Origin of the sequence: Micromonospora sp. NPDC005257 (genome assembly GCF_042872445.1) — a bacterium.
In the GTDB taxonomy this organism is placed as follows: Bacteria; Actinomycetota; Actinomycetes; order Mycobacteriales; family Micromonosporaceae; genus Micromonospora.
This window is the reverse complement of the sequence record NZ_JBIAKL010000011.1, coordinates 185045-210419: the sequence shown is the minus strand read 5'-3', so window position 1 is coordinate 210419 and position 25375 is coordinate 185045. Positions and strand designations below refer to the sequence as shown.

The following is a 25375-nucleotide window of genomic DNA, read 5'->3' as shown; positions in this document are numbered from 1 at the left end:
GACCAAGGCCGCCCAGACCGTCCAGGTGTCGGCCTACCCGGACCACTACGCCCAGTGGGAGCAGCAGGCCGCCGACCTCGTCGCCCAGCACTGGAACAGCTGACCCGGCGGTGACCGGGGTCACGACCAACGAGCGGAAGAACCGTGACCCCGGTACCGTTGTGCAGAGCGTCGGTGTGTTCAGTGTCCCCGGGCCTCACCTAAATTGCCTTCGCGGAATACCGTTCGGCTGGAGCCGCGTCGCGCCACTCGCCGAGAGGCGACATGCACACCGACGCCCAGAGCCGCCCCGGCCATCCGGCCGGGGCGGCTCTGTCTGTGGACTCGGGTCGCACGCTCCGGACCGCTGGCCTAGGGTTGCAGGCAGAGCTGAGCCGTTCTCGACGCAGAGGGGGTGCCCGGGTGGGTCTGAAGACCTTCATCCAGGGGTGGCCGGTCTACCGGCAACTCACCGGCACCGACCCGCTCGGTCGCGGCGCCGCCGCCCAGTCGGCGCGCTCCGCCGTGCTGAGCCCCCGCACCGAGACCGCCGACGGCATGGCCCGCTCGGTCTGCCCGTACTGCGCGGTCGGCTGCGGGCAGCGCGTCTTCCACTCCGACGGCAAGGTCACCCAGATCGAGGGCGACCCGGACAGCCCGATCTCGCGCGGCCGGCTCTGCCCGAAGGGATCGGCCAGCAAGAGCCTGGTGACCAGCCCGCTGCGCCAGACCACGGTGCGCTACCGCCGGCCGTACGCGACCGAGTGGGAAGACCTGGACCTCGACGTCGCGCTCGACATGATCGCTGACCGGATCCTCGCCGCCCGCGCGGAGACCTGGGAGGACGTCGACGACGAGGGCCGCCCGCTGAACCGGACGCTGGGCATCTCCAGCCTCGGCGGCGCGACGCTGGACAACGAGGAGAACTACCTCATCAAGAAGCTGTTCACAGCGATGGGGGCACTCCAGATCGAGAACCAGGCCCGTATTTGACACTCCGCCACCGTCCCCGGTCTGGGGACCAGCTTCGGTCGTGGCGGCGCCACGGACTTCCAGCAGGACCTCGTCAACGCTGACGTCATCGTCATCCAGGGCTCGAACATGGCCGAGGCCCACCCGGTGGGCTTCCAGTGGGTGATGGAGGCGAAGAAGCGCGGCGCGAAGGTCTTCCACGTGGACCCGCGGTTCACGCGTACCAGCGCGCTCGCCGACACGTACCTGCCGATCCGGGCGGGCACCGACATCGCGCTGCTCGGCGGCGTGGTGCGCTACATCCTGGACAACGAGCTGGACTTCCGGGAGTACGTGCTGGCGTACACGAACGCGGCCAACATCGTCAGCGAGCAGTTCGTCGACACCGAGGACCTGGACGGCCTCTTCTCCGGCTACAACCCGGACACCGGCTCGTACGACCACGCGAGCTGGCAGTACGAGGGGCAGGAGGACCACGCCAAGGTCCGGGGCACCGGCAAGGAGCGCGACTCGGCCGCCGGGCTGGAGCACGAGTCGCACGGCGAGCCGGTGCCGGCGCAGGCGCCCCGGGACGAGACGTTGCAGCACCCGCGTTGCGTCTATCAGATCCTGAAGCGGCACTTCTCCCGCTACACACCGGAGATGGTGGCCCGGGTGTGCGGCATCCCGGAGGAGAAGTTCCTCGAGCTGGCCCGCGCCTGGACAAAGAACTCGGGCCGGGAGCGCACCGGCGCGCTCGTCTACTCCGTGGGCTGGACGCAGCACAGCGTCGGCGTGCAGTACATCCGTACCGGCTCGATCATCCAGACGCTGCTGGGCAACATGGGCCGCCCGGGCGGGGGCATCCTGGCGCTGCGCGGGCATGCCAGCATCCAGGGCTCCACCGACATCCCGACGTTGTTCAACCTGCTGCCCGGCTACCTGCCGATGCCGCACCACGCCGACCACCCGACGTTCGACGAGTGGGTGGACAGCATCCGGCACCCGGGCCAGAAGGGCTTCTGGGGCAACGCGCGGGCCTTCGCGGCGAGCCTGCTCAAGGCGTACTGGGGTGACGCGGCGACACCGGAGAACGACTTCTGCTACGGGTACATGCCCCGGATGACCGGCGATCACGGTACGTACCAGCAGGTGCTGAACATGATCGACGGCAGGGTGAAGGGCTACTTCCTGCTCGGCCAGAACCCGGCGGTCGGCTCGGCGCACGGCCGGGCGCAGCGCCTGGGCATGGCCAACCTGGACTGGCTCGTCGTTCGCGACCTGTTCATGATCGAGAGCGCCACGTTCTGGAAGAACGGCCCGGAGGTCGCCACCGGCGAGATCGTCCCGGAGGAGTGCCGGACCGAGGTGTTCTTCCTGCCGGCGGCCTCGCACGTGGAGAAGGAGGGCACGTTCACCCAGACGCAGCGGCTGCTGCAGTGGCGGGAGAAGGCCGTCGACCCGCCGGGCGACGCCCGCTCCGAGCTGTGGTTCTTCTACCACCTCGGCCGGGTGCTGCGGGAGAAGCTGGCCGGCTCGACCGAGCGCCGCGACCGGGCGCTGCTGGACCTGGCCTGGGACTACCCGACGCACGGTCCGCACGCGGAGCCGAGCGCCGAGGTGGTGCTCAAGGAGATCAACGGGTACGAGGTCGCCACCGGCCGTCCGCTCGGCGGCTTTGCCGAGGCGCGCGACGACGGCTCCACGGCGATCGGCTGCTGGATCTACTCCGGCGTCTACGCCGACGGGGTGAACCAGGCGGCCCGCCGCCGGTCCCGCCACGAGCAGGACTGGGTGGCCGCCGAGTGGGGCTGGGCGTGGCCGGCGAACCGCCGCACGCTCTACAACCGCGCCTCCGCCGACCCGGACGGCCGGCCGTGGAGCGAGCGGAAGAAGTACGTCTGGTGGGATCCGGACGCCGGCGAGTGGACCGGGTACGACGTACCCGACTTCGAGAAGACGAAGCCGCCGTCGTACCGGCCGCCGGAGGGCGCCTCCGGTCCGGCCGCGCTCGCCGGTGACGACCCGTTCGTCATGCAGGGCGACGGCAAGGCGTGGCTGTACGCGCCGGGCGGCGTCCTGGACGGCCCGCTGCCGACGCACTACGAGCCAGCCGAGTCGCCGATGCGCAACCCGCTCTACGGTCAGCAGGCCAACCCGACCCGCAAGGTCTACGAGCATCCGATCAACCGGATGAACCCGAGCCCGCCGGAGCCGCACAGCCAGGTCTTCCCGTACGTGTTCACGGTCAGCCGCCTCACCGAGCACCACACCGCCGGTGGGATGAGCCGTACCGTGCCGCGCCTGGCCGAGCTGCAACCGGAGATGTTCGTCGAGGTGTCCCCGGAGCTCGCCGGTGAGGTCGGGCTGGCGCACCTGGGCTGGGCGCACCTGATCAGCGGCCGCGCGGTGATCGAGGCGCGGGTGCTGGTCACCGACCGGCTGACCCCGCTGCGGATCGACGGGCGGATCATCCACCAGGTGTGGCTGCCGTACCACTTCGGCACCGAGGGCCTGGTCACCGGCGACTCGGCGAACGACCTGTTCGGCATCACGCTGGACCCGAACGTCCTCATCCAGGAGAGCAAGGTCGGCACCTGCGACATCCGGCCCGGGCGGCGGCCCACCGGGCCGGTGCTGCTCGACCTGGTCGGCGACTACCAGCGGCGGGCCGGGATGACGCCGGACCGCAAGGTGCCCATGGTGACCACCGACGCGGCGGGCGGGGACGACGCCGCCGGCAGCACCGACGAGCAGTCGGCCGCCGCGCACCAGGACGGGGAACCGCATGCCTGACGCCAACAGCCTGTACGGCCCGCTGGACCCGGCCCCGGACGCGGGCTGGGTCGACGCGCCGCCCCGGATGGGCTTCTTCACCGACACCAGCGTGTGTATCGGCTGCAAGGCGTGCGAGGTGGCCTGCAAGGAGTGGAACGGTGTCCCCGACTCGGGTTTCGACCTGCTCGGCATGTCGTACGACAACACGGGCGCGCTCACCGCGAACTCCTGGCGGCACGTCGCGTTCATCGAGCAGCCCCGCCCGGCCGGGCACCGCACGCCGCCGTTCGCGGGCGACCCGACCGGCCCGGCGACCAGCCCGGCGTCAGCGGCGGCCGGCGCGGTCACGGCACCTGACACCGGCACGAATCCCGGCCTGCCACCGGGGCAGCCGGAGGCGGCGGCGCGGATGGCCGCCGGTCCGGAGTTCCTCGGCATGCCGGGCGCCCAGCCGCCCGGGCGGGGCACCGGCGCGGAGAGCCGCACCGACTTCCGCTGGCTGATGATGTCGGACGTGTGCAAGCACTGCACGCACGCGGCCTGCCTGGACGTGTGCCCGACCGGCTCGCTGTTCCGCACCGAGTTCGGCACGGTGGTGGTGCAGGAGGACATCTGCAACGGCTGCGGCTACTGCATCTCCGCCTGCCCGTACGGCGTGATCGACCAGCGCAAGGGCGACGGCCGGGCGTGGAAGTGCACGCTGTGCTACGACCGGATCGGCGCGGGCATGACGCCCGCCTGCGCGCAGGCGTGCCCGACCGAGTCGATCCAGTACGGCCCGCTCGACGAGCTGCGGGAACGGGCCGCCCGGCGGGTCACCGCGCTGCACGAGCGCGGCGTGCCGGAGGCGCGGCTGTACGGCCACGACCCGACCGACGGTGTCGGCGGCGACGGCGCGTTCTTCCTGCTGCTGGATGAGCCCGAGGTGTACGGGCTGCCGCCGGATCCGGTGGTGACCACCCGGGACCTGCCGAAGATGTGGAAGCGGGCCGGGCTGGCCGCGCTGACCATGGCGGCGGCGGCCGTCGCCGCGTTCGTCGGAGGATCGTCGTGAGCCCGGACCGCCCGGTCGGTGACCTGTTCCGCCGCTTCCGCGAACGCATGACCGGCGAGCGTCCCGACGCCGCCGGGTGGGAGAACGACAGCCGGGCGACCGGCGCCGGTCCCGGGGTGGGTCGCACCGACCGGGGCGCGCACGACGCCGGCCTGGCCCCGGCCCCGCCCCGCGACGCGGTGCCGCACCGACCCCGCCGTAAGGGCGGCAAGGGCGGCGGGGAGCAGCTCAACGTCCCACCGGCCGAGTTCACGTCCTACTACGGCCGGCCCGTCCTCAAGCCGCCGGTGTGGCGGTGGGACATCGCCGCGTACCTGTTCACCGGCGGTCTCGCCGCCGGTTCGTCGCTGCTGGCCGCGGGCGGGCAGCTCACCGGCCGCCCCGCGCTGCGCCGCGCCGGCCGGATCACCTCGCTCGCGGCCGTCGGCGCCAGCACGTACTTCCTGGTCAACGACCTGGGCCGGCCGTCGCGCTTCCACCACATGCTGCGGGTGGCGAAGGTGACCTCGCCGATGTCGGTGGGCACCTGGATCCTCAGCGTGTTCGGCCCGGCCGCCGGTCTGGCCGCGATCGCCGAGGCGGCCCCGCTGCTGCCCGAGCGCGGTGTGCTGGGGCTCGGCCGCCGGCTGCTGCCCCCGGCCGGGCACGCCGCCGGTCTGGCCGCCGCGGTCACCGCGCCGGCGCTCGCCACGTACACCGGGGTGCTGCTGGCGGACACGGCGGTGCCGTCGTGGCACGAGGCGTACCCGGAACTGCCCGCCATCTTCGCGGGCAGCGCCCTGGCCAGCGGCGCGGGCGTCGGGCTGGTGGCCGCGCCCTGCGCGCAGGCCGGTCCGGCGCGGCGCCTCGCGGTCGCGGGCGCGGCGATGGAGCTGTGGGGCTCGCACCGGGTGGAGAACCGGCTCGGCCTGCTCAGCGAGCCCTACACCCAGGGCACGCCCGGGAAGCTGCTGCGCGCCGGCCGGACGCTGACCGCCGCCGGGGTGGCGGGCGCGCTGATCGGTCGCCGCAGCCGGGTGCTGTCCGCGCTGTCCGGCGGCGCGCTGATCGCCGCGTCGGCGTGCACCCGGTTCGGCATCTTCCACGGCGGGGTCGCCTCGGCGCGCGATCCGCGGTACACGGTGGTGCCGCAGCGCGAACGCGCCGACCGGCGGGCCGCCGACAAGGGTTGAGACCTTCTCGGGCGGCCCGCGCCGCGCTGTGATTGACTGCTGCGTGGAGGCGTTCAGGCGGCTGGTGCCCCTCCCGGTCTTCAAAACCGGTGTGGTCCGGGACCCGGGCCAGGCGGGTTCGATTCCCGTCCGTCTCCGCCAAACCGTTCCCGGGAGAGCAGCGATGCGTGAGGTCGACCCGCGACGGCGGGTGCCGCGCACCGACGCGCTGCTCGCCGATCCCGCGCTGGCCGCCGCCGCCGGCACGCTCGGCCGCGACCGGGTCAAGGCCGCGATCGTCCGCGCGCAGGACCGCGCCCGCCGCGGTGAGCTGACCCCCGAGGGGGTACGCGAGGCGGCGCTGGCCGACCTGCCCGGCCGTACGCCACGCGCGGTCCTCAACGCCACCGGCGTCGTGCTGCACACCAACCTGGGCCGTGCCCCGCTCGCCCCGGCCGCCGTGGACGCGCTCGTCGCCGCCGCCGGGCACACCGACGTGGAACTGGACCTGCGGACCGGGCGCCGGGCCCGGCGCGGCCGGGAGGCGCTCGACGCGCTCGCCGCGGCGGTGCCCGACGCGGGAGCGGCGCACGTGGTGAACAACGGCGCGGCGGCGCTGGTGCTTGCCGCTACCGCGCTCGCCGCCGGCCGGGAGATCGTGGTCAGCCGTGGCGAGCTGGTCGAGATCGGCGACGGGTTCCGCCTGCCCGACCTGCTGGAGAGCACCGGCGCGCGACTGCGCGAGGTGGGCACCACCAACCGCACCACCCGCGCCGACTACGAGGCCGCCATCGGCGAGCACACCGGGTTCGTGCTCAAGGTGCACCCGTCGAACTTCGTGGTCACCGGCTTCACCTCGGCGGTGCCGGTGACCGAGCTGGCCACGCTCGGCGTGCCGGTGGTGGTCGACATCGGGTCGGGGCTGCTCGCGCCGGACCCGCTGCTGCCCGACGAGCCGGACGCGGCCACCACCCTGCGCACGGGCGCGCACCTGGTCACCGCCAGCGGCGACAAGCTGCTCGGCGGTCCGCAGGCCGGTCTTCTGCTCGGCGACGCCGACCTGGTGCAGCGGCTGCGCCGGCACCCGCTGGCGCGGGCGCTGCGGGTGGACAAGCTCACCCTCGCCGCGCTCGCCGCCACCCTGTACGCGCCGAGCACGCCCACCCGGGACGCGTTGCACGCCGACCCGGCCCGGCTGCGGGAGCGGCTGGAACGGCTGCGTGACCGGCTCGGCGAGGACGGCTGCAAGGCCGAGGTGGTGCCCAGCGCCGCCGTCGTCGGCGGCGGCGGGGCGCCCGGTGTGGAGCTGGACTCGTGGGCGCTGAGCCTTCCCGAGCGGTACGCCGAGCCGCTGCGCACCGGCGACCCGGCGATCCTCGGCCGGGTGCTGCACGGCCGGCTCCTGCTGGACCTGCGCGCCGTCCCGGAGGGCGCCGACCACCGGGTCCGCGCGGCCGTGCTGAGCGTGGAGGACTGACCGGCATGTGGGTGGTGGCGACCGCCGGGCACGTCGACCACGGCAAGTCCACGCTGGTGCGGGCGCTGACCGGGATGGAACCGGACCGGTGGGCGGAGGAACGCCGCCGGGGCATGACGATCGACCTCGGCTTCGCCTGGACCACGCTGCCCTCGGGCGGCACCCTCGCCTTCGTCGACGTACCCGGGCACGAGCGGTTCGTACCGAACATGCTCGCCGGTGTCGGCCCGGTCCCCGCCGCGCTGATCGTCGTGGCCGCCGACGAGGGCTGGATGCCGCAGTCCGCCGAGCACCTGGCCGCCCTGCACGCGCTGGGCGTGTCGTACGGGCTGCTCGCGGTCACCCGCGCGGACCTGGCCGATCCCGGACCGGCCACGGCGCGGGCCCGCACGGAGATCGCCGCGACGTCGCTGGGCGCTGTGGAGGCGGTGCCGGTCTCCGCGGTCACCGGCGCCGGGCTGCCCGAGCTGCGCGCCGCCCTGGACCGCCTGACCGCCCGGCTGCCCGACCCGGCCCGGGACGCGCCGGTGCGGCTCTGGGTGGACCGCGCGTTCACCGTGCGCGGCAGCGGCACGGTGGTCACCGGCACGCTCGGCGGCGGCCGGCTGCGCGTCGGCGACGAGCTGGAACTGGCCGCCACCGGCGAGACGGTACGGGTACGCGGACTGCACTCGCTCGGCGTCGCGCACACCGCCGTCGAGGCGGTGGCCCGGGTCGCGGTGAACCTGCGCGGCCTGCACCGGGACCGGGTCGGGCGCGGCGACGCGCTGCTCACCCCCGGCCGGTTCGGCCGTACCGACCTGCTCGACGTGCGCCTGTCCGGCGACCCGGCCGCCGACCTGCCGGCCACCCTCACCCTGCACGCCGGCTCGGCGGCGGTGCCCGCCCGGGTCCGGCCGCTGGGCCCGGACACGGTACGGCTGCGCCTGGCCCGCCCGCTGCCGTTGCTGATCGGAGACCGGGCGCTGCTGCGCGACCCCGGCCGCCACCACGTCGCGGGCGGCGTGACGGTGCTGGACGTGGACCCGCCGCCGCTGCGCCGCCGGGGCGCGGCCGCCGCCCGCGCGGCGGTGCTGAGCGGCCTCGACGGGCGGCCGGACCTGGCCGGGGAACTGCGGCGACGACGGCTGATCCGGGCCGGGGACCTGAGCCGGATGGGCGTGCCGCCGACCGCGACGCCGGTGGCCGGGCAGTGGCTGGCCGACCCGGAGCACTGGCGGGACCTGGGCCGCCGCCTCACCGAGGAGGTGACCCGGTACGCCGCCGAGCATCCGCTCGCCGCGGGCGTACCCGTCGACGTGCTGCGCCACCGTCTCGACCTGCCCGACCGCGCCCTGGTCACGGCGCTGCTGCGCCCGCCGCTGCGGCTGCGCGACGGCCTGGTCACCGCCACCCCGCAGCAGACCCTGCCCGACCCGGTGGCCCGGGCGGTGGAGCGGGTCCGGGCCGAGTACGGCGACCGCCCGTTCCAGGCCCCCGAGGCGCACCACCTGGCCGACCTCGGGTTCGGTCCCCGCGAGATCGGCGCCGCGGTGCGGGCCGGCGCGCTGCTGCAGCTGGCCGAGAACGTGGTGCTGCTACCCGGTGCCCCGGACGACGCGGTGCGCGTGCTCGCCGGGCTGCCGCAGCCGTTCACGCTCAGCGCCGCCCGGCAGGCGCTCGGCACCACCCGCCGGGTGGCGGTGCCGCTGCTGGAACTGCTGGACCGGCGCGGGGCCACCCGGCGGCTGCCCGACGACGCCCGCGAGGTGGTCCGTCCGCCGGGCTGAGCCAACCGGCGCCACTGGCCCACGGCGGTCACCTACCGTGACGCCATGGACCCTTCCGCGGTCTGGCGGGACAAGAACCACAAGTGGCGGATCGAGGCGTACCGGGCACCGGACCTGCGCTTCGCCGTCTTCGCCACGAACGGCCCCACCGAGTCGGCGCCGCTGTGGCTGTTCGGGATGGCCGCGCTGGCCCGCTGGCTGATGACCCACGCGATCTCGCTGGACGACCTGGAGACGGACTGATGGGCGTGCAGGTCGCGCTGGTGCTGGTCCTGATCCTGGTCAACGCCGCCCTGTCCGGCAGCGAAATGGCGCTGGTGAGCCTGCGGGAGGGGCAGTTGCGGCGGCTGGCGCGTTCCGGGCGGGCCGGGGCGCGGCTGAGCCGCCTCACCCGTGAGCCGAACCGCTACCTGGCCACCATCCAGCTCGGCATCACGCTCGCCGGGTTCCTCGCCTCGGCCGCCGCCGCGGTGACGCTCGCCGAGCCGCTGATCGGCCCGCTGGGCTTCCTCGGCGGCGCCGCCCGCCCGGTGGCGGTGTTCGTGGTGACGCTGCTGCTGACGTTCCTCACGCTCGTGGTGGGGGAGCTGGCACCCAAGCGGCTGGCCATGCAGACGGCGGAACGGTGGGCGCTGATCAGCGCCGGGCCGCTGGACCTGCTGGCCCGGCTGTCCCGGCCGGCGGTGTGGCTGCTCGGCCGCTCCACCGACCTGCTGGTCCGGCTCACCGGCGGCGACCCGCGCGCCAGCCGGCAGGAGGTGACCGAGGAGGAGCTGCGGGAGATGCTGGTCAGCCAGCGCGGCCTGTCCGCCCAGCAGCGGGAGATCCTCGCCGGGGCATTCGACATCGCCGGCCGCACGCTGCGGGAGATCCTCGTCGCGCGTCGCGACGTGACCACGCTGCCCGCCGACCTGCCGGCCGCCGACGCGATGCGTCACCTGGCCGCGACCGGGCGGTCCCGGGCACCGGTGATCGGACCCGGCGGCCTCGACGACGTGTGCGGAACCGTGCACATCCGCGACCTGGTGGACGGCGACGGGGTGCTCGTGGGCGACCGGGCCCGCCCGCCGGTGCTGCTGCCCGGCACGCTGCCGGTGGCCGACGCGATGCGGCAACTTCGCCAGCGGCACGAACAGCTCGCCCTGGTGGTCGACGAGTACGGCGGTGTGGACGGCCTGGTCACCATGGAGGACCTGCTCGAGGAGGTGGTCGGCGAGCTGTACGACGAGACCGACAAGGACGTGCGCCGGGCCGTGCGGGAGACGGACGGGGCGCTGCTCCTGCCGGGCGACTTTCCGCTGCACGACCTGCCGGACGTGGGCGTACGCGTGACGTTCCCGCTGTCGCGCGAGTACACCACGGTGGCCGGGCTGGTGCTGGCCGGGCTGGGCCGGCTGCCCGGGGGCCCGGGCGAGCGGGTGCGGCTGCCCGGCCTCACCGTGGAGGTGGTCGAGGTCGCCGGGCGCGCGATCCGCCGGGTCCGGCTGCGCGGCCCGGCCGTCGGCCGCACCCCGGACTGACACCCGGACGGGGGACAACCGCCCGATCCCCGTCCCGGCGCCGGTCGCCGGTCGTACGGTGCGGGCGTGAAGGACCGAGGACTGCGTACGTTCATCACCGTGCTGGCCGGACTGGCCGTGATCTACTTCGGGTTCTCCGGGAGCCGCGGCAACGGCGAGGAGGGCGTCTCCGGCGGCGTGGTGCTGCTCGCGCTGCTCGCCTCGCTGCTGGCTTGGAACCTCACCAAACCCGGCCCGGCCAAGTAGCCGCCCCGTCAGTGGGCGGTCGCGGCGCTGCGGCCCACCTCGCCCGCCGACTCCTCGCCCAGGGCCACCCGCACCAGCGCCGACGCCAGCCGGCCGAAGTCGGCCTCGCCGACCAGCCCGACCAGGTCGGCGGGGCTCGCCGGCAGGCCCAGCCGCCGCGCCCCGGCGAGCGTGCGCCGGTCGGCGTACGGGCGCACGTCCGGCCACACCGACTGCGCCTCCCGCAGGAAGATGTCCGCACCGGTGGGACCGATTCCGGGGAACTCGGTGAGCAGCCGGCGCAGCACCGCCCGGTCGGCGCCGGCCTCCTTGTGCAGCCGCCGCAGGTCGCCGTGCCAGCGGTCCAGGCAGAGCCGCGCGCCGGTGCCGAGCATGGTGGCGGTCCGCTCGTCGTAGCGCCGGTAGTGACCCCGGCCCAGCGCGTCGACCCGGTCCTGCCAGGTCGCCGCCTCCATCGCCTGCGGGGTGCGGTGCCCGGCGGTGAACAGCTCCCGGGCGGCGGCCACCGCCACCGAGGCCCGGATCCGGGTGCTCAGCAGCGTGGTGAGCACCAGCAGCTGGTACAGCGGGCCGGGCCGGTCCGCGAGGGCGATGCCGGCCTCCTCCGCGTACGTGCGGGACTGCCGGTCCAGCAGGGCGCGCGCGACGTTGCGATCGTCTGGCATCCGTCCGGCTTACCCGCCCCGGCCCCGGCCAGACCTCCGGGCCGATCCGGAATGCGCCGGGCGGCGGCGGGTACGCGGGGCGGGTGCGCGGTCGACGGCCGTGCGCTCCCACCGGGAAGGAGAGACCCGTGGTCAAGCCGCAGCAGGAGGAACTGCGCCGGAACGACCTCGGCGCCACCAGCCAGGACAGCCGCAAGACGGCCACCCAGGCGGGCGGCCGCTCGCGAAGCCGGGGCACGTCGAACGCCGACGCGGGCCGGCCCGTCCCCAGGGGACAGGTGTCGCCGTACGGACCGGCCGGTGAGCCGGTCGCCGACGACGAGAGCTAACCGCGAGCCGACGTCGGCCGCAGCCGCCGCCAGGTGGCTGCGGCCGACAGCCCGTACGCCAGGTGCGGGATCAGGTCGGAGACCCAGTCGTCGCGCCGCCAGGTGCGCGGGTCGGTCACGCCGAGCACCGTCATCGAGCCGTCGGAGGTGGCCATCACCCCGCCGCCGAGCAGCACCGTGGCCAGCGGCAACGGAACCCGCCGGCGCGCGGCGAGCAGGCCGAACGCGGCCCCCGCGGCGATGCCGGTGGCGTACCCCAGGAACGGCCCCAGACCGGAGCGGCGGTTCGCGGCCTCGTCGCCGGGGCCCAGGTCGACGTGCGTGACGTCGGCCAGCCGGCCGGCCACCGACTCCGGGGTGCTGCTGGCCGGGCGGGCCCGCAACGCCATGTCGAGGTAGGAGACCGCGTTGAGGACGGCGCTGCCGACGGCGCCCGCGATGGCGCCGTCGACAACCGCTGCCGCTCTCACTTCGGGTCACCCGGCTCCCGGTTGCCCTTGGGGCCGTAGGTCCGTTCGCCCCGGACGACGCCGCGTTGCCCCCGGTCGTCCTGGAGGATCCGGTTGGCGACCTGGTTCGCCTCCTTGTCGGCGGCCCGTCCGGACTGCTCGACGAGGTCGCGAAGGCGTGCCCGCTGCTTGTCGTACGCGTTGCTGCCCGGCCGTGGTCCTGGCATCTCTGCCTCCTGCGGATCGCTGTGCGCTGACGGTAGGCGTCTACCCGCCCGGACCGGGACCAACCGTGCCGGACCCGCCGCGCAGCCGGGGCGGGGCAGGCGCTCAGTCCGGGGCGCGGGCAGGCGCTCAGTCCGGGGCGCGGGCGGGCACTCAGTCCGGGGCGCGGACCACCGCGACCGGGCAGGCCGACCGGTGCAGGATCCCCTGGCTCACCGAGCCGAGCAGCAGCCCGCTCAGCTCGCCCCGGCCCTGCCGGCCCACCACCACCAGTTGCGCGTCGCGGGACGCCGTGGCCAGCGCCGCGACCGGCTTGGCCCGTACCGCCTCGGTGTGCACCGCCAGCCCCGGCCACCGTTCGCCGATCCCGGCGAGCGCCTCGGCGAGCACCCGCTCCTGCTCGGCGTCGTCCCGGCCGCGCGGGGCCGGGTGGGCGTGCAGCACATGCAGCGGCGCGTCGCGCACCGACGCGCTGTCGGCGGCGAATTCGACGGCGCCGCGCGACAGGGCGGAGCCGTCCACGCCGACCACGACCGGGCCGTCCGCGCGAGCGGCGCCGCGGTCGATCAGCACCGGGCAGTCGGCGTACGAGGCGACCTGCAGGGCGACCGACCCGATCACGAGCGAGGCGAAGCCGCCCAGGCCCCGGTCGCCGAGCACGATCACGGCGGCGGTGGGGGACTCGGCGAGCAGCACCGCGGCGGCCTCACCGTCGATGATCTCGCCGGTGATGCGCAGCCCCGGCGACTCCGCCTCGGCCACCGCGACCGCGTCGGCGACCAGTTGCTCGGCCTGGTGGCGCAGCCCCGCGCCGGGTGGCGACCCGGCCGGCGCGGAGACCGGCACGCGCATCAATGGCCAGATGAAACCGTGCACCAGACGCAACGGCCGGTTGCGCCTCCGCGCCTCCCGGGCCGCCAGGCGTACCGCCCGCGTCGCGGGCTCGGAGCCGTCCACTCCGACTACCACCGCGGCTCCGTTCGCCGAGTTCACCAGCACCTCCTCGTGGCCGCCGCTCCCGCGGCCAGTATCGCGGCCGGGACGGGCGGCCCGGGGCGTTACCGGCGGGCTCGTCCGCTGGGTACGCTGGCGTGCAGCGCCCAGGGGAGGGAGCCCCGTCGATGGATCAGCCGGACGGACCGAGCACCGCCCGCATGATCGACTACTGGCTCGGCGGCCGGCACCACCGCCCGCTGGACGTGGCCGCCGCGGCGGCGTTCGAGGCGGCGTACGGGCCCTGTGCGGCGATCTTCCGGTCGCTGCGCGGCTTCCTCGGCCGTACCGTCCGGGTCATGGCCGAAGACGGGATCGACGGCTTCCTGGTGTTCGGCGCGGGCGTGCCCACCTGCGGCAACGTGCACGAGGTCGCGCCGGAGGCGACGGTCCTGTACACCGACGCGGACCCGGAGACGGTCCGGCTGGGCCGGCGCCTGCTCGCCGGAAGCGACCGCGCCGGCTACGGCTACGGCGACGCCACCGACATCGGGACCGTCGACCGGGTGCAGTTGCACCGGTTCGTGCCGGGCTGGGGGAGACGGCCGGTGGGGGTGGTCTTCCTCGGGCTGGCGGCGTTCCTGGACGACGACACCCTCGCCCGTACGCTCGACGAGCTGTACCAGGCGGTGGCGCCGGGCAGCCGGCTGGCGATCGACTTCGACACCGAGGAGCTGGCCCGGCACCCCGAGGCGCTGGCCATGATGGGCCCGGCGTTCCGGATGCGGGCACCCGAGCGGTTCGCGCCGCTGCTGGGCCGCTGGCAGCCGACCGGCGACGGCATCGTGCCGGTGGCGCGGTGGCGGCCGGCGGGGGAGCCGGAGCCGGTGCCGGACGCGTTCCACGGCGCGCTGGCGTCGCGCCCGGCCGGCTGAGCCGGTCCCGGCACGTGCGGCCGAGGCGGAGCGGACGCCGTCCTGCGGCCTTCGTATGATGTTTGCCCTGTAGCAATAGTCGTCATCGGAGGATGAGCATGCCGGAGGCGTCCGGAACGGTGTCGCGTGCCCTGCGCACGGCGCCACCCGACAAACTGGCGGAGACCGCGGACGCGGTGCTGCGCCAGACGCTCGGAGCCGCGCGGGCGGAGTTGTTCGTCGCCGACTACCGCGCCAGCGGACTCTGGCCGGTGCTCGACCCGGACGTGCCCGGCGGCGGCCCGCTGCTGGCGCACAGCGTGGCCCAGCGCTGTTTCAGCAGCCAGGAGCCGGTCCTGGACATCGTCGAGGACGGCCGCTGCCGGGTGTACCTGCCGGTGTCGGTATGGGGCGAGCGGCTCGGCGTGCTGATGGTGGAGCTGCCCGGCGACCCGGACGCGGCCACAGTGGAGGCGGCCCGCGACGCCGCCGGCGAACTCGCCGTGGCGATCCGGGCGGCCGACCGGGAGACCGACCGGTACCGGCGGGCCCGGCGGCGGGAACGGCTGAGCATGGCCGCCGAGATGCAGTGGGACCTGTTGCCCGGGCGCAGCGTACGGCTGGGCGACGTGCTGCTCGCCGGGCAGCTCGAACCGGCGTACACGGTGGGCGGTGACCACTTCGACTGGTCGGTCGACGGTGACCGGCTCACCCTCACCGTGCTCAACGGCACCGGCATCGGCCTGGCCGCGTCGATGCTCACGGCGGTGACCGTCAACGCCATGCGCAACGCCCGGCGGTCCGGCGGCAGCCTGGTGGAGCAGGCGGAACTGGCCTCGGACACCATCTACTACCAGCACAGGGGCAGCCGGCACGTGGCCACCCTGCTGCTGGAGCTGGACAGCCGGCGGGGCGTGATGCGGGTGGTGGACGCCGGCTCTCCGCAACTGCTGCGGCTGCGCGGGGGCCGCGTCACGCCGATCGCGCTGGAGCAGCAACTGCCGCTGGGCATGTTCGCCGAGACGCGCTACGACGTGCAGGCGTTCACTCTGGATCCGGGTGACCGTCTCTTCGTGGTCAGCGACGGGGTGTACGCGGCGGAGCCCGACGACCAGGAGCCGTACGGCGTCCGGGCTATGGCGCGCGCGATGCGGTCGACTCGGCTGCAGCCGGCGACCGAGGCAGTTGGTACGGTGATGCGCGAACTGCATGCGTACCATGCCGACGCGGATCTCCGCGACGACGCGGTGGTCGTCTGCCTGGACTGGCTGGGCTCCAGCCGGTCCGACGACGCGACGGGGCAGTGACCGGGGCGGCGGAGCGAACACGAGCGGGACGATCGCAGGGGACAGCGAGTGGAGCGACCTCCGAATCTTGCCGCGGCCATCGAGTCGGCTGCGGAGGCGCTCATCGGTGTGCTCGACTCCGCGACCTCCCGGCACACCGTCAGCGTCTCGCCCACCCAGTTGCGGGTGCTGTCGCTGATCGTGTCGCATCCGGACACCAACGTGAACCGGCTGGCCGAGCTGCTGGACGTGGTCCCGTCGTCGGCGAGCCGGCTCTGTGACCGCCTCGAGGCGGTCGGCCTGTTGCGCCGGGTGGCCGACCCGCGCGACCGGCGGGAGGTGCGGCTGATTCCGACCGCGGCGGCGGAGACGCTGCTGCGCGACCTCCAGGAGAGGCGGCACCGGGCGGTGCAGGCCGTGCTCGACCGGATGCCCAACCGGTTGCAGCACGAGCTTCTGCTGGCACTGGTCGCGTTCAGCCAGGCGGCCACCACGACAGCCCCGCAGGCCGGCTCCGACTCGACCGCCCGTACGGCCTGACCCCGGCGCGGTAGCGTCACCTTCGCCTCCACCGCTCGACTAGTGTCCTAGGATGCCTTAGCGGTTGTGACCGTCGCCACCGCGACACCGCTGAGCAACCACGCAGCGGACGGACGGGGGAGAACGGCGAGCCCGATATAGTGGCAGCGCAACTGGGCGGCCCATGATCACGGGCCGCGTCGGGGAGGTCCCAGCCCGGGATCACAGAGGGCGCCGGCGTCTGACCGGCCGGCAACGCGCACGTCCCTCCAGCGGCCGCTCGTCCGGCTGCCGGACCGTGCTGCGAAGGGAGGGTTCGGTGTCGCGTCGGCCGGCTCCAGCTGAGCAACCGGATTCCGGGACCACCACGGTCGTGGGAGACCGCGTCCTCACGCTGCCCAACCTGATCAGCTTCGTCCGGCTCGTCGGCGTGCCGATCTTCCTCTACCTGTTCCTCGTGGTCCGGGCCGACGTCGCCGCCGTCGCGGTGCTCGCCGTGGGCGGCACCAGCGACTGGGTGGACGGCTGGATCGCCCGCCGCCTGGGCCAGGTGAGCCGGCTCGGCGAGCTGCTCGACCCGCTGGCCGACCGCCTCTACATCCTCGCCACGCTGCTCGCGTTCACCGCCCGCGAGGTGGTGCCCTGGCAGTTCACCGGGGCACTGCTGGCCCGCGAGCTGCTGCTGCTGGTGTCGCTCGGCGTGCTGCGCCGGTACGGCTACGGCCCGCCGCCGGTGCACTACATGGGCAAGACCGCGACGTTCCTGCTGCTGGCGGCGTTCCCGATCCTCCTGCTGGCCGACGCGGTGCCGGGCGCCGGCACCGCCGCCGGCGCGATCGGCTGGGGCGTGGCCTGGTGGGGCCTGGTCCTCTACTGGGTGGCCGGCGCGATGTACGTGGTGCAGGCCAGCCGCCTCGTGCGGGCCATGCGGGAGCGGCGCGCGAGGGCGGCGGCATGACCGCGCCGTCACGGGACGGGGAGAAGGAGCGCGACCCGTCGAGCCGGGTGTACGCGCCGGACTTCCTGACCGAGCTGTTCCGCAATCCGCTGGATCCGGGATACGGCGACGCGGCGGCTCGCCGGGCGACGGGCTCGATGTCGCGGGTGCGGCAGGTGCTCGGCCGGCCGGTGAGCCTGCTGGTACTGGCGGTGATCGGGTTCCTGTTCGCGGTGGCGTACCGGGAGACGGTGGCGGAGGAGCCGAGCCGCGCGACGGCGCGGGCGGGCCTGGTCGCCGAGATCAAGGGCCGGGAGGCGGAGACCGACCGGTTGACCGAGCGCGCCGAGCAGTTGCGCGAGGAGGTCGGCCGGCAGCGCGACGCGACGCTGAGCGGTTCACAGGCGTCCCGGTTGCGCACGCTGGAGGCGGGGACGGGCCTGGCCCGGGTGCGCGGGGACGGTGTGGTGGTGCGGCTGGCCGACGCGGCGGCGGATCAGGACGGTGTGACGAGCGGGGACGCGGGTCCCTCCCGGGTGCTGTATTCGGATCTGCAGAAGGTCGCGAACGCGTTGTGGGCGGCCGGCGCCGAGGCGGTGGCGGTGAACGGCCAGCGGTTGACGGCGACGTCGACGATCCGGTCGGCGGGTGAGGCGATCCTGGTGGACTACCGGCCGGTGACGGGTCCGTACGAGGTGCAGGCGATCGGGCCGAGGTCGATGCGGGACCGGTTCGACCAGAGCCGCGCGGCGGCGTTGATGCGTGAGGTGGCGCGGACGACGGGTCTGTCGTTCGGGGTGAAGCGGGTCGGTGACCTCACGTTGCCGGCGGCGCCGCAGCCGCGGCTACGCTACGCCGAGCCTCCGGCGACTTCGGGTCCGCGCCCGTCGGGTTCGGGCGCCGCCGGTTCGTCGAGTCCCGGGTCGTCCGGCCCGGATGTTTCTTCCAGCCCTTCGGGAGGTGGCCGATGATCGCGGTGCTGGCGTTGCTCGCCGGTGTGGTGCTCGGGGTGTATCTGGACCCCACGGTGCCGGCGGCGTTGCAGCCGTATCTGCCGATCGCCGTGGTGGCCGCGTTGGACGCGGTGTTCGGCGGGGTGCGGGCGAAGCTGGACCGGATCTTCGACGACAAGCAGTTCGTGGTGTCGTTCATCTCGAATGTGCTGGTGGCGGGTCTGATCGTGTACCTGGGTGACCAGTTGGGCGTGGGCGGGCAGTTGTCGACGGGTGTGGTGGTCGTGCTCGGCGTGCGCATCTTCGGAAACGTGGCGGCGATCCGCCGGCACCTGTTCCGGGCGTAGGTTTGTGGCGATGAGCGAGGGACACAGGGAGACGGGTACGGGGTGGCCGCGGCCGGGAGAGCCGGCGCGGCCGTCGGGTCCGGCGGGTGAGCCGGATCCGCGCCCGGACGCGCCCGATCCGGACGAGTTGAGCCCGTTGGCGCCGGTGGAGCCGGTGCCGGACGAGGCGGCGGAGCCCGCGGAGCCGGAGGCGGTTCCGGAGGCTGAGCCGGAGCCGGGTGCGGCGGCCGGGTCGCCGTCGGGTGCGCGGCGGTTCTCGTCGGCGGGCGCGATGATCGCGGTGCTGCTGGCGTTGCTGGGTTTCACGCTGGTGGTGCAGTTCAAGACGACGTCGACGGATCCGACGCTCGCGGCGACGCGGGAGGAGGATCTGGTGCGGATCTCGTCGGATCTGGATTCGCGGGAGCGGCGGCTGCGCCAGGAGATCGAGTTGCTGGAGGAGAGCCAGCGGCAGTTGCGGTCGGGTGAGCAGGGCCGGCAGGCGGCGCTGGAGGAGGCGACGCGGCGGGCGGACGAGCTGGGCATCCTGGCGGGTACGTTGCCGGCGGTGGGTCCGGGTCTTGAGGTGCGCTTCTCGGGGCCGGCGAAGGCGGTGTCGTCGACGCGGATCCTGGACGCGGTGCAGGAGTTGCGGGGTGCGGGCGCGGAGGCGATGCAGATCCAGGGCACGGACGGTACGGCGGCGCGGATCATCGCGTCGACGTATTTCGTGGACGGGCCCGACGGTGCGCTGGTGGTGGATGGGCGGCGGTTGACGGGTCCGTTCACGATCATGGTGATCGGTGATCCGGCGACGATGCGTACGGCGTTGAACATTCCCGGCGGGGTGGTCGCATCGGTGCGGGACGGCGGCGGTAACGTGACCTCCGAGGATCGTGAGGTTGTGGAGGTTTCGCAGCTGCACGCGCCGATCAAGCTGGACCACGCCCGGCCGGTTTCGTGACCGGTCGCGGCGGCGCCGGTTTCTCCGGTGCACCGATGACGAAGGACGCAGTTGGTGATTCCTGAGGATCTGCGGTACACCGCCGAGCACGAGTGGGTGGTCGGTGGTGACGGTGGTGTCGTCCGCGTCGGTATCACGCACTTCGCGCAGGACGCCCTGGGTGACATCGTGTTCGTGCAGTTGCCGGAGGCCGGTGCGGTGGTGGCGGCGGGTGAGTCGCTGGGCGAGATCGAGTCGACGAAGAGTGTGTCGGAGATCTACGCGCCGCTGAGTGGCACGGTGTCGGCGCGCAACGAGGCGCTGGCCGACACCCCTGAGGTGATCAACACGGATCCGTACGGTGCGGGGTGGTTGGTCGAGATCACTCCGGAAGATCCATCGGCGGTCGAGGGTCTGCTGACCGCCGATGCGTACCGCGAGCTCACCGAGAGCTGAGTTCATGCTGTTCCGGGCGGCGGCGTGGTTCCGCGCGTCCGGTTGCCCTGCATTTCGGCGCTGGCTAGGCTCGCCCAGTCGACCGAGAACCAATAGTTTGAGCGTTGCGGAATGCGCCTTCCCGGGCACGGGGAGCCAGCCGCCGGGTGTGGTGTTGCCCGGCGGCCAGACCCGCCATTCCCTGACGCCGACCGAACAGATCCGTGAGGTGGTCCCATGACGCGCCCAGACGACGAGTTCCCCCCGCTCGACGTCACTTCGACGCTCAATCTCGGTTCGCTCGACGAAGTGCTGGAAGGGCCGGACACCGATGTGGTGCCGAGCCGGATGTCCGGTTCGTTGCCGCCGGGTATGGCGTTGCTGGTGGTTCGCCGGGGTCCGAATGCGGGTGCCCGGTTCCTGCTGGACCACGATGTGACGACGAGTGGGCGGCACCCGGACAGTGACATCTTCCTGGACGACGTGACGGTGTCGCGGCGGCACGCGGAGTTCCACCGTGACGGTGGGACGTTCACGGTGCGGGATGTGGGCAGCCTGAACGGCACCTACGTGAATCGTGAGCGGGTCGAGGCGGCGACGTTGAGCAACGGTGACGAGGTGCAGATCGGCAAGTTCCGGGTGGTGTTCATCGCCGGTCCGCGTCCGGAGGAGGCCGGCCGGGGGTGAACGAGCCTGCGGCTTCGACGCCGTCCGGGGCGGCGCGGGCCCCTGCGCTGATGAGTATCGGCGAGGTGCTGGCGCAGTTGCGGCCGGAGTTTCCGGACGTCACGATCTCGAAGTTGCGGTTCCTGGAGGCTGAGGGCCTGGTGGAGCCGCAGCGGACGCCGGCGGGTTATCGGAAGTACGGCTGGGACGATGTCGCGCGGTTGCGGTTCGTGTTGACCGCGCAGCGGGATCAGTACCTGCCGTTGCGGGTGATCCGGGAGCAGTTGGCCCGGTGGGACGGGTCTGGTCCGTCGCCGGGGCGGGGGCGGCCGAATCTGGTGGCTGTGGGTCCGGGTGGTGAGGTGCCGGGCCGGGAGCCGATGGAGTCGGAGGTGCGGCTGGACCGGGCCGGTCTGATCGCTCGTAGCGGTGTGGACGAGTCGACGCTTGCGGAGTTGGAGCGGCTGGGTGTGCTGGTGTCGGATCCGCCGGGGTGGTACGACGCGGATGCGTTGATCATCGCGAGTGCGGTGGCGGGTCTTGCGGCGTACGGGTTGGAGCCGCGGCATCTGCGGGCGTACCGGTCTTCGGCGGATCGTGAGGTCGGCTTGTTCGCGCAGTTGGTGGCGCCGTTGGCGCGGCAGAGTGATCCGGCGGCGCGGGCTCGGGCGGCGGAGACGGCGCGGGAGCTGGTGGCGTTGTCGCAGCGGTTGCACGCGGCGTTGGTGCGGGTGGGGCTGCGGTCGACGTTGGGCCGGTGAGGTCGGTGTGAAGGGCCGGATGCCGTTGCGGCGTCCGGCCCTTCACGTTGTGGGTGGGCGCGGAAAGATCTGGTCGGTGGCGCGTGTCGTAGGCTTGCCGGGGTATGCCCGTCCGGCGAGGCGTGGTGCACGTAGCGCGTGGGACTCCCGTGTCCTGGTCCGTGTACCGTGCAGGGAAGGGCGCGGTGCTAGGTGACGACGACACGGAGGCGGCGGTGCGCGAGCTGAGCGTGGTCGGAGTTCGGGTGGAGCTGCCCAGTAACCAGCCGATCGTCCTGCTGCGGGAGGTCGAGGGGGACCGCTATCTGCCGATCTGGATCGGCGCGGTCGAGGCGACGGCGATCGCCTATGAGCAGCAGGGGGTCAAGCCGGCCCGGCCGTTGACGCACGATCTGCTGCGGGATGTCCTGGCGGCGTTGCAGGCGCCGTTGCGGGCGGTGGAGATCACCGAGTTGAAGGAGAACGTGTTCTACGCGGATCTCCTCCTCGGTGACGGTGTGCGGGTGTCGGCGCGGCCGAGTGACTCCATCGCGTTGGCGTTGCGGGTGGGTGCTCCGATTCGTTGTGCGGAGCAGGTCCTCAGCGAGGCGGGGATCGTGATCCCGGACGAGCAGGAGGACGAGGTGGAGAAGTTCCGGGAGTTCCTGGATCAGGTCCGTCCGGAGGACTTCGCGGGTTGAGGCGTGCCGGCGCGTGGTGTCGCCGGGTGGTGGGCGCGGCGTGTCGCGGTGTCTCCTGCGGGTGAAGTGCGGGGGGCGGCGTTAGGGTTGCCGTGTCGAGTGGTGCGCGTACGGGGAGTCGACGCGGCACCGCCACGGGCGCGGGGAGGTTGGTCCGGATGCACGAGCCGCGAGATCCTGGTCCGAGTGTGGGGCAGCAGCAGGCGGGTGTGAGGGCCGATCCGGCCGGTGACGGCGAGGTCGGTTATCGGGGTGTGACCGCGTGTTCGGCGGTGGGCATCAGTTACCGGCAGCTCGACTACTGGGCGCGTACGGCGCTTGTGGTGCCGAGTGTGCGCGACGCGTCGGGTTCGGGGACGTCGCGGTTGTACTCGTTCCGCGACCTGGTGGTGTTGAAGGTCGTGAAGCGGCTGTTGGACGCCGGGGTGTCGTTGCAGAACATCCGTAAGGCGATCGACGCGTTGCGGTCGCGTGGGGTGGACGATCTGGCGGGCATCACGTTGATCTCCGATGGGACGACCGTGTACGAGTGCCGGTCGCCGGAGGAGGTGGTCGACCTGTTGCAGGGCGGCCAGGGGGTGTTCGGCATCGCGATCGGTGGCGCGTTCAAGGAGATCCAGGGTTCGTTGTCGCATCTGCCGGCGGAGCCGGTGGGTGGGCAGGAGCCGGCGGCCGCGGTGGAGCCGGAGGCCGAGTCGGTGGGTGACGAGCTGGCGGCTCGTCGGGCCCGGCGTCGGGCCGGGTGACCTGCGTCGCGTCTCGTTGACGGGATCGCGCCGCGCCCGAAAAGGGGTGGGGCGCGATTCGTGTTTTGGTGACGGGGTGTGCTCCTTCCGGGTGGCCTGAGACGGGTGGGCGCGCGGTCCGAGCAGGGCGTGAATGTGCGCAGGTCACTGCTGCCGCCCTCGTGATGTCCGAAAAGGACGGTACGTCATCCGTGTTCACGTCCTGTTGTCGCTCGGTTGCGCTATGTCTGTCGACTTCGGCCCGGTTGTTGACTGGCCGTAGTTGACAGTTCTCGGGATCCGGACAGGGTCGGCGTGAACTGCCGCGTCGGGCGCGCTATGGTCCGTTCCGGTCGTCGGCGTGTCGACATCACGGCGGAACGCTGTGTGACGCCGCGCCGGCTGGCGAGCCCCTGCCGCGGCGCTGCCCGCGGACCCCTGCTGGAAGGACCGAGCATGACGGTGACGAGCGAGACCACCCCGATCTCCCACTACGAGCGCATCGGTGGCGCGGCGGCGGTGAAGGCCGCTGTGGAGCTGTTCTACGCCAAGGTGCTGGCCGATTCTGATCTGGCCGGCTACTTCGCCGACGTGGACATGGTGGAGCAGCGGCGGCATCTGGCGCTGATGCTGGCGGTGGTGCTGGGTGGCCCGAACGAGTACGCGGGCCGCGGGTTGGCCGAGGCGCACCAGCCGCTGAACATCACCGGTGAGCACTACGCGAAGGTCGGGGGGCACCTGACGGCGACGCTGGTGGAGCTGGGCGTGCCGGCGGACGTGGTCGCCGATGTGCAGGTCGTGCTCGGGCAGGTGCGGGAGCAGGTCGTGTCGGCGGGAGACGCCTGAGCGTGGACGTCGCACGGCTCAAGCAGAGCTGGTCCCTGGTCGTCGCGCACGGCGACCAGGTGCCGCTCTACTTCTATTCGACGCTGTTCCTGGCGCATCCGGAGACCCGGCAGATGTTCCCGACGAACATGGCCGGTCAGCGGGACCGTCTGGTGGCGGCGTTGGGGCATGTGGTGTCCCACGTGGACCAGGTGGACCGGCTGGTCGGGTTCCTGCGGGACCTCGGCGCGGATCACCGGAAGTTCGCGGTGCGCGCCGAGCACTACCCGGCCGTCGGTGAGGCGCTGCTGGCGACGCTGCGGCACTTCTGCGGTGAGGCGTGGACCGAGGAGCTGGCCGCCGACTGGGCGGCGGCGTACGGGCTGGTGGCGCAGGTGATGACCGAGGGCGCGCAGGCCGCGGAGTCGCAGTCGCCGCCGTGGTGGGTGGCGGAGGTGCTGACCCACGAGCAGCGCACGTTCGACGTGGCGGTGCTGACGGTGCGTCCGCAGTACCTGTTGCCGTTCACGCCGGGCCAGTCGATCGGGGTGTCGCATCCGGCGGTGCGGTCGTGGCGGTACTACTCGCCGGCGAACGCGCCGCGTCCGGACGGCACTGTGGAGTTGCATGTGCGGGCCGCGCCGGGTGGTGTGGTGTCGTCGCGTCTGGTGTACGGGTGCGCGGCCGGTGACCGGATCCATCTGGCGTCGCCGGTGGGGGACCGGTTGACGTTGTGGCGGGCCGGGTCGTCGGATCTGCTGCTGCTGGCCGGTGGCACCGGCTGGGCGCCGGTGAAGGCGCTCGTGGAACAGGTCGTGGCGGAGGGTTCGGGGCGGCGGGTGGACCTGTACGTGGGGGCCCGTTCGCGGACGGAGTTCTACGACAGCGAGGCGATCGACAAGTTGGCGGCGACGCATCCGTGGCTGCGGGTGTCGTACGTGGCGGGGACGGAGCCGGGCCGGCCGGGGGAGTCGGTGCGGATCGCCGACCGGGTGCTGGCCGACGGGGACTGGCGGTCGCGGCACGTGTACGTGTGCGGGTCCGACGAGATGGTGGGTCATTCGGTGGCGGCGTTCGCCGCTGCCGGCTACCAGCCGGGCCAGGTGCATCACGAGGGTTACGGCAAGCACTGGTACGGCCCGTCGTGGCGGACGACGACCGGCGCCGACGGGCCGGGAACAACGGAGGTGAGCCGGTGAGCGCCGAGCCGATCAGCGGTTACGACGCGCAGCAGGTGTCCGGTCCGGTGCAGGTGCGGTTGACCGCCGACCGGGTACGGCGGTGGGAGTTCGGGTCGGCGGCGTTCACCCGGCGCGGCTACGAGCAGACCGATGTGGACCGGTTCCGGTTGCAGGTGGCCGACGAGCTGGATCTGCTGGCGGCGCAGGTGGCGAACCTGCGGGCGGAGAACGAGCGGCTCAGCGACCGTCTGGAGCTGCACCGGCACGGGGTGATCCCGAGCGCCGAGGCGGCGGTGGCGCCGGCGGCGAAGGAGGTCAACCTGTTGTCGGCGGCGCAGCGGGAGGCCGAGCAGATCATCGCGCAGGCCCACGACTACGCCCGCCGGGTCGCCGAGTACGCCCGTACCCAGTACGAGAGTTACATGCGTGCGGCGGCGGAGGAGGCGAAGCGGGAGGCCGAGCGGGCGGTGACGGAGTACCGCAGCACCGCGGGCAGCGGCTTCGACGACTCGGTGGCGACGCGGGAGGCGTTGCGGATCTTCGGCGAGATGATGATCTCGCACATGCAGGCGGCGGCGCGGCACCTCGACGACGGCAGTGAGCAGTTGGCGCGCACGATGGAGCGGATCGCCCGGGAGTTGCCGCAGGCCGGTGGGGGCGTGCCGCAGCCGGCGTTGTCCCGTCACCAGCGTTGAGCG

At 73.5% G+C, this 25375-nt stretch carries 28 protein-coding genes and 1 tRNA gene; 25 read left to right on the top strand and 4 right to left on the bottom strand.

Going from position 1 to position 25375, the window contains the following annotated elements; genetic code table 11:
- The first annotated feature begins 402 nt into the window (after window positions 1–402).
- The 9 genes from fdh (at window position 403) to ACFYO8_RS23700 (ending at window position 10925) form a co-directional block, all read left to right on the top strand.
- Window positions 403–3726: a formate dehydrogenase gene (fdh, locus tag ACFYO8_RS23740; protein WP_354869277.1), complete on the top strand. Its 3324-nt coding sequence runs from the start codon at window positions 403–405 to the stop codon at window positions 3724–3726.
- Window positions 3719–4762, top strand: coding sequence for a 4Fe-4S dicluster domain-containing protein (locus ACFYO8_RS23735; RefSeq protein WP_354869279.1), 1044 nt, complete (start codon window positions 3719–3721; stop codon window positions 4760–4762). The genes fdh and ACFYO8_RS23735 overlap by 8 nt, the downstream gene beginning before the upstream one ends.
- Window positions 4759–5934, top strand: coding sequence for an NrfD/PsrC family molybdoenzyme membrane anchor subunit (gene nrfD, locus ACFYO8_RS23730; RefSeq protein ID WP_354869281.1), 1176 nt, complete (start codon window positions 4759–4761; stop codon window positions 5932–5934). Before ACFYO8_RS23735 ends, nrfD begins: the two co-directional genes overlap by 4 nt.
- Before the next feature lie 45 nt (window positions 5935–5979).
- Window positions 5980–6075: transfer RNA gene (locus tag ACFYO8_RS23725), tRNA-Sec, on the top strand.
- A gap of 22 nt (window positions 6076–6097) precedes the next feature.
- Entirely contained in the window at window positions 6098–7390 is a 1293-nt protein-coding gene (gene selA, locus ACFYO8_RS23720) for an L-seryl-tRNA(Sec) selenium transferase (protein ID WP_354869284.1), read from the top strand.
- A gap of 5 nt (window positions 7391–7395) precedes the next feature.
- Complete coding sequence (selB, locus tag ACFYO8_RS23715) at window positions 7396–9159, top strand: selenocysteine-specific translation elongation factor (protein WP_354869286.1); 1764 nt, start codon at window positions 7396–7398, stop codon at window positions 9157–9159.
- 45 nt (window positions 9160–9204) lie between these two features.
- Window positions 9205–9402, top strand: coding sequence for a hypothetical protein (locus ACFYO8_RS23710; protein WP_354869289.1), 198 nt, complete (start codon window positions 9205–9207; stop codon window positions 9400–9402).
- Window positions 9402–10679, top strand: a complete 1278-nt coding sequence (locus tag ACFYO8_RS23705) for a hemolysin family protein (RefSeq protein WP_354869291.1) — start codon at window positions 9402–9404, stop codon at window positions 10677–10679. The genes ACFYO8_RS23710 and ACFYO8_RS23705 overlap by 1 nt, the downstream gene beginning before the upstream one ends.
- Before the next feature lie 66 nt (window positions 10680–10745).
- Entirely contained in the window at window positions 10746–10925 is a 180-nt protein-coding gene (locus ACFYO8_RS23700; protein WP_354869822.1) for a hypothetical protein, read from the top strand.
- Window positions 10926–10933: 8 nt separating this feature from the next.
- Here ACFYO8_RS23700 and ACFYO8_RS23695 read toward each other — a convergent pair whose 3' ends face one another.
- Complete coding sequence (locus ACFYO8_RS23695) at window positions 10934–11590, bottom strand: hypothetical protein (RefSeq protein WP_354869293.1); 657 nt, start codon at window positions 11588–11590, stop codon at window positions 10934–10936.
- A gap of 128 nt (window positions 11591–11718) precedes the next feature.
- Here ACFYO8_RS23695 and ACFYO8_RS23690 point away from each other — a divergent pair, with 128 nt between their 5' ends.
- A complete protein-coding gene (locus tag ACFYO8_RS23690) occupies window positions 11719–11919 on the top strand; it encodes a hypothetical protein (RefSeq protein WP_269697006.1) in 201 nt (66 codons plus the stop codon).
- On the opposite strand, the gene ACFYO8_RS23685 is transcribed toward ACFYO8_RS23690, so the two are convergent.
- From ACFYO8_RS23685 to ACFYO8_RS23675, 3 genes are all read right to left on the bottom strand, one after another.
- The gene (locus ACFYO8_RS23685; protein WP_354869295.1) at window positions 11916–12389 is read right to left on the bottom strand and encodes a hypothetical protein; all 474 of its coding nucleotides are present in this window, start codon (window positions 12387–12389) and stop codon (window positions 11916–11918) included. The two genes, ACFYO8_RS23690 and ACFYO8_RS23685, sit on opposite strands and share 4 nt — an antisense overlap.
- The gene (locus tag ACFYO8_RS23680; protein ID WP_120569853.1) at window positions 12386–12595 is read right to left on the bottom strand and encodes a phosphatidylethanolamine-binding protein; all 210 of its coding nucleotides are present in this window, start codon (window positions 12593–12595) and stop codon (window positions 12386–12388) included. The genes ACFYO8_RS23685 and ACFYO8_RS23680 overlap by 4 nt, the downstream gene beginning before the upstream one ends.
- A gap of 151 nt (window positions 12596–12746) precedes the next feature.
- Window positions 12747–13586: a universal stress protein gene (locus ACFYO8_RS23675; RefSeq protein WP_354869297.1), complete on the bottom strand. Its 840-nt coding sequence runs from the start codon at window positions 13584–13586 to the stop codon at window positions 12747–12749.
- A gap of 128 nt (window positions 13587–13714) precedes the next feature.
- Here ACFYO8_RS23675 and ACFYO8_RS23670 point away from each other — a divergent pair, with 128 nt between their 5' ends.
- From ACFYO8_RS23670 to ACFYO8_RS23600, 15 genes are all read left to right on the top strand, one after another.
- Window positions 13715–14461, top strand: coding sequence for an SAM-dependent methyltransferase (locus ACFYO8_RS23670; RefSeq protein ID WP_354869300.1), 747 nt, complete (start codon window positions 13715–13717; stop codon window positions 14459–14461).
- A gap of 98 nt (window positions 14462–14559) precedes the next feature.
- Window positions 14560–15747 carry a PP2C family protein-serine/threonine phosphatase gene (locus ACFYO8_RS23665; RefSeq protein WP_354869796.1) on the top strand — a complete coding sequence of 396 codons (1188 nt, stop codon included), beginning with the start codon at window positions 14560–14562 and terminating at the stop codon, window positions 15745–15747.
- Window positions 15748–15795: 48 nt separating this feature from the next.
- Window positions 15796–16266, top strand: a complete 471-nt coding sequence (locus ACFYO8_RS23660; protein ID WP_354869302.1) for a MarR family transcriptional regulator — start codon at window positions 15796–15798, stop codon at window positions 16264–16266.
- Between the two features lie 298 nt (window positions 16267–16564).
- On the top strand, window positions 16565–17203 hold the full coding sequence (locus ACFYO8_RS23655) for a CDP-alcohol phosphatidyltransferase family protein (protein ID WP_387257536.1): 639 nt from the start codon (window positions 16565–16567) through the stop codon (window positions 17201–17203).
- Window positions 17200–18153, top strand: a complete 954-nt coding sequence (locus ACFYO8_RS23650) for a DUF881 domain-containing protein (RefSeq protein ID WP_354869306.1) — start codon at window positions 17200–17202, stop codon at window positions 18151–18153. The genes ACFYO8_RS23655 and ACFYO8_RS23650 overlap by 4 nt, the downstream gene beginning before the upstream one ends.
- The gene (locus ACFYO8_RS23645; protein WP_007071104.1) at window positions 18150–18482 is read left to right on the top strand and encodes a small basic family protein; all 333 of its coding nucleotides are present in this window, start codon (window positions 18150–18152) and stop codon (window positions 18480–18482) included. The genes ACFYO8_RS23650 and ACFYO8_RS23645 overlap by 4 nt, the downstream gene beginning before the upstream one ends.
- Before the next feature lie 10 nt (window positions 18483–18492).
- The gene (locus ACFYO8_RS23640; protein WP_354869309.1) at window positions 18493–19425 is read left to right on the top strand and encodes a DUF881 domain-containing protein; all 933 of its coding nucleotides are present in this window, start codon (window positions 18493–18495) and stop codon (window positions 19423–19425) included.
- Window positions 19426–19479: 54 nt separating this feature from the next.
- Window positions 19480–19860, top strand: a complete 381-nt coding sequence (gene gcvH / locus ACFYO8_RS23635) for a glycine cleavage system protein GcvH (RefSeq protein ID WP_354869311.1) — start codon at window positions 19480–19482, stop codon at window positions 19858–19860.
- Window positions 19861–20076: 216 nt separating this feature from the next.
- Window positions 20077–20526, top strand: a complete 450-nt coding sequence (locus ACFYO8_RS23630; protein ID WP_046570336.1) for an FHA domain-containing protein — start codon at window positions 20077–20079, stop codon at window positions 20524–20526.
- Between the two features lie 50 nt (window positions 20527–20576).
- Window positions 20577–21266: a MerR family transcriptional regulator gene (locus tag ACFYO8_RS23625; RefSeq protein ID WP_354869314.1), complete on the top strand. Its 690-nt coding sequence runs from the start codon at window positions 20577–20579 to the stop codon at window positions 21264–21266.
- A 215-nt stretch (window positions 21267–21481) separates the two neighbouring features.
- Window positions 21482–21946 (top strand): bifunctional nuclease family protein, encoded by a 465-nt coding sequence (locus ACFYO8_RS23620; protein ID WP_091577612.1) that lies wholly within the window; start codon window positions 21482–21484, stop codon window positions 21944–21946.
- Between the two features lie 158 nt (window positions 21947–22104).
- A complete protein-coding gene (locus ACFYO8_RS23615; RefSeq protein WP_354869316.1) occupies window positions 22105–22692 on the top strand; it encodes a MerR family transcriptional regulator in 588 nt (195 codons plus the stop codon).
- Window positions 22693–23127: 435 nt separating this feature from the next.
- Window positions 23128–23517, top strand: a complete 390-nt coding sequence (locus ACFYO8_RS23610) for a group 1 truncated hemoglobin (RefSeq protein ID WP_354869318.1) — start codon at window positions 23128–23130, stop codon at window positions 23515–23517.
- A 2-nt stretch (window positions 23518–23519) separates the two neighbouring features.
- Window positions 23520–24695 (top strand): globin domain-containing protein, encoded by a 1176-nt coding sequence (locus tag ACFYO8_RS23605; RefSeq protein ID WP_354869319.1) that lies wholly within the window; start codon window positions 23520–23522, stop codon window positions 24693–24695.
- The gene (locus ACFYO8_RS23600) at window positions 24692–25372 is read left to right on the top strand and encodes a DivIVA domain-containing protein (protein WP_354869321.1); all 681 of its coding nucleotides are present in this window, start codon (window positions 24692–24694) and stop codon (window positions 25370–25372) included. Before ACFYO8_RS23605 ends, ACFYO8_RS23600 begins: the two co-directional genes overlap by 4 nt.
- The last annotated feature ends 3 nt before the right edge of the window (window positions 25373–25375 follow it).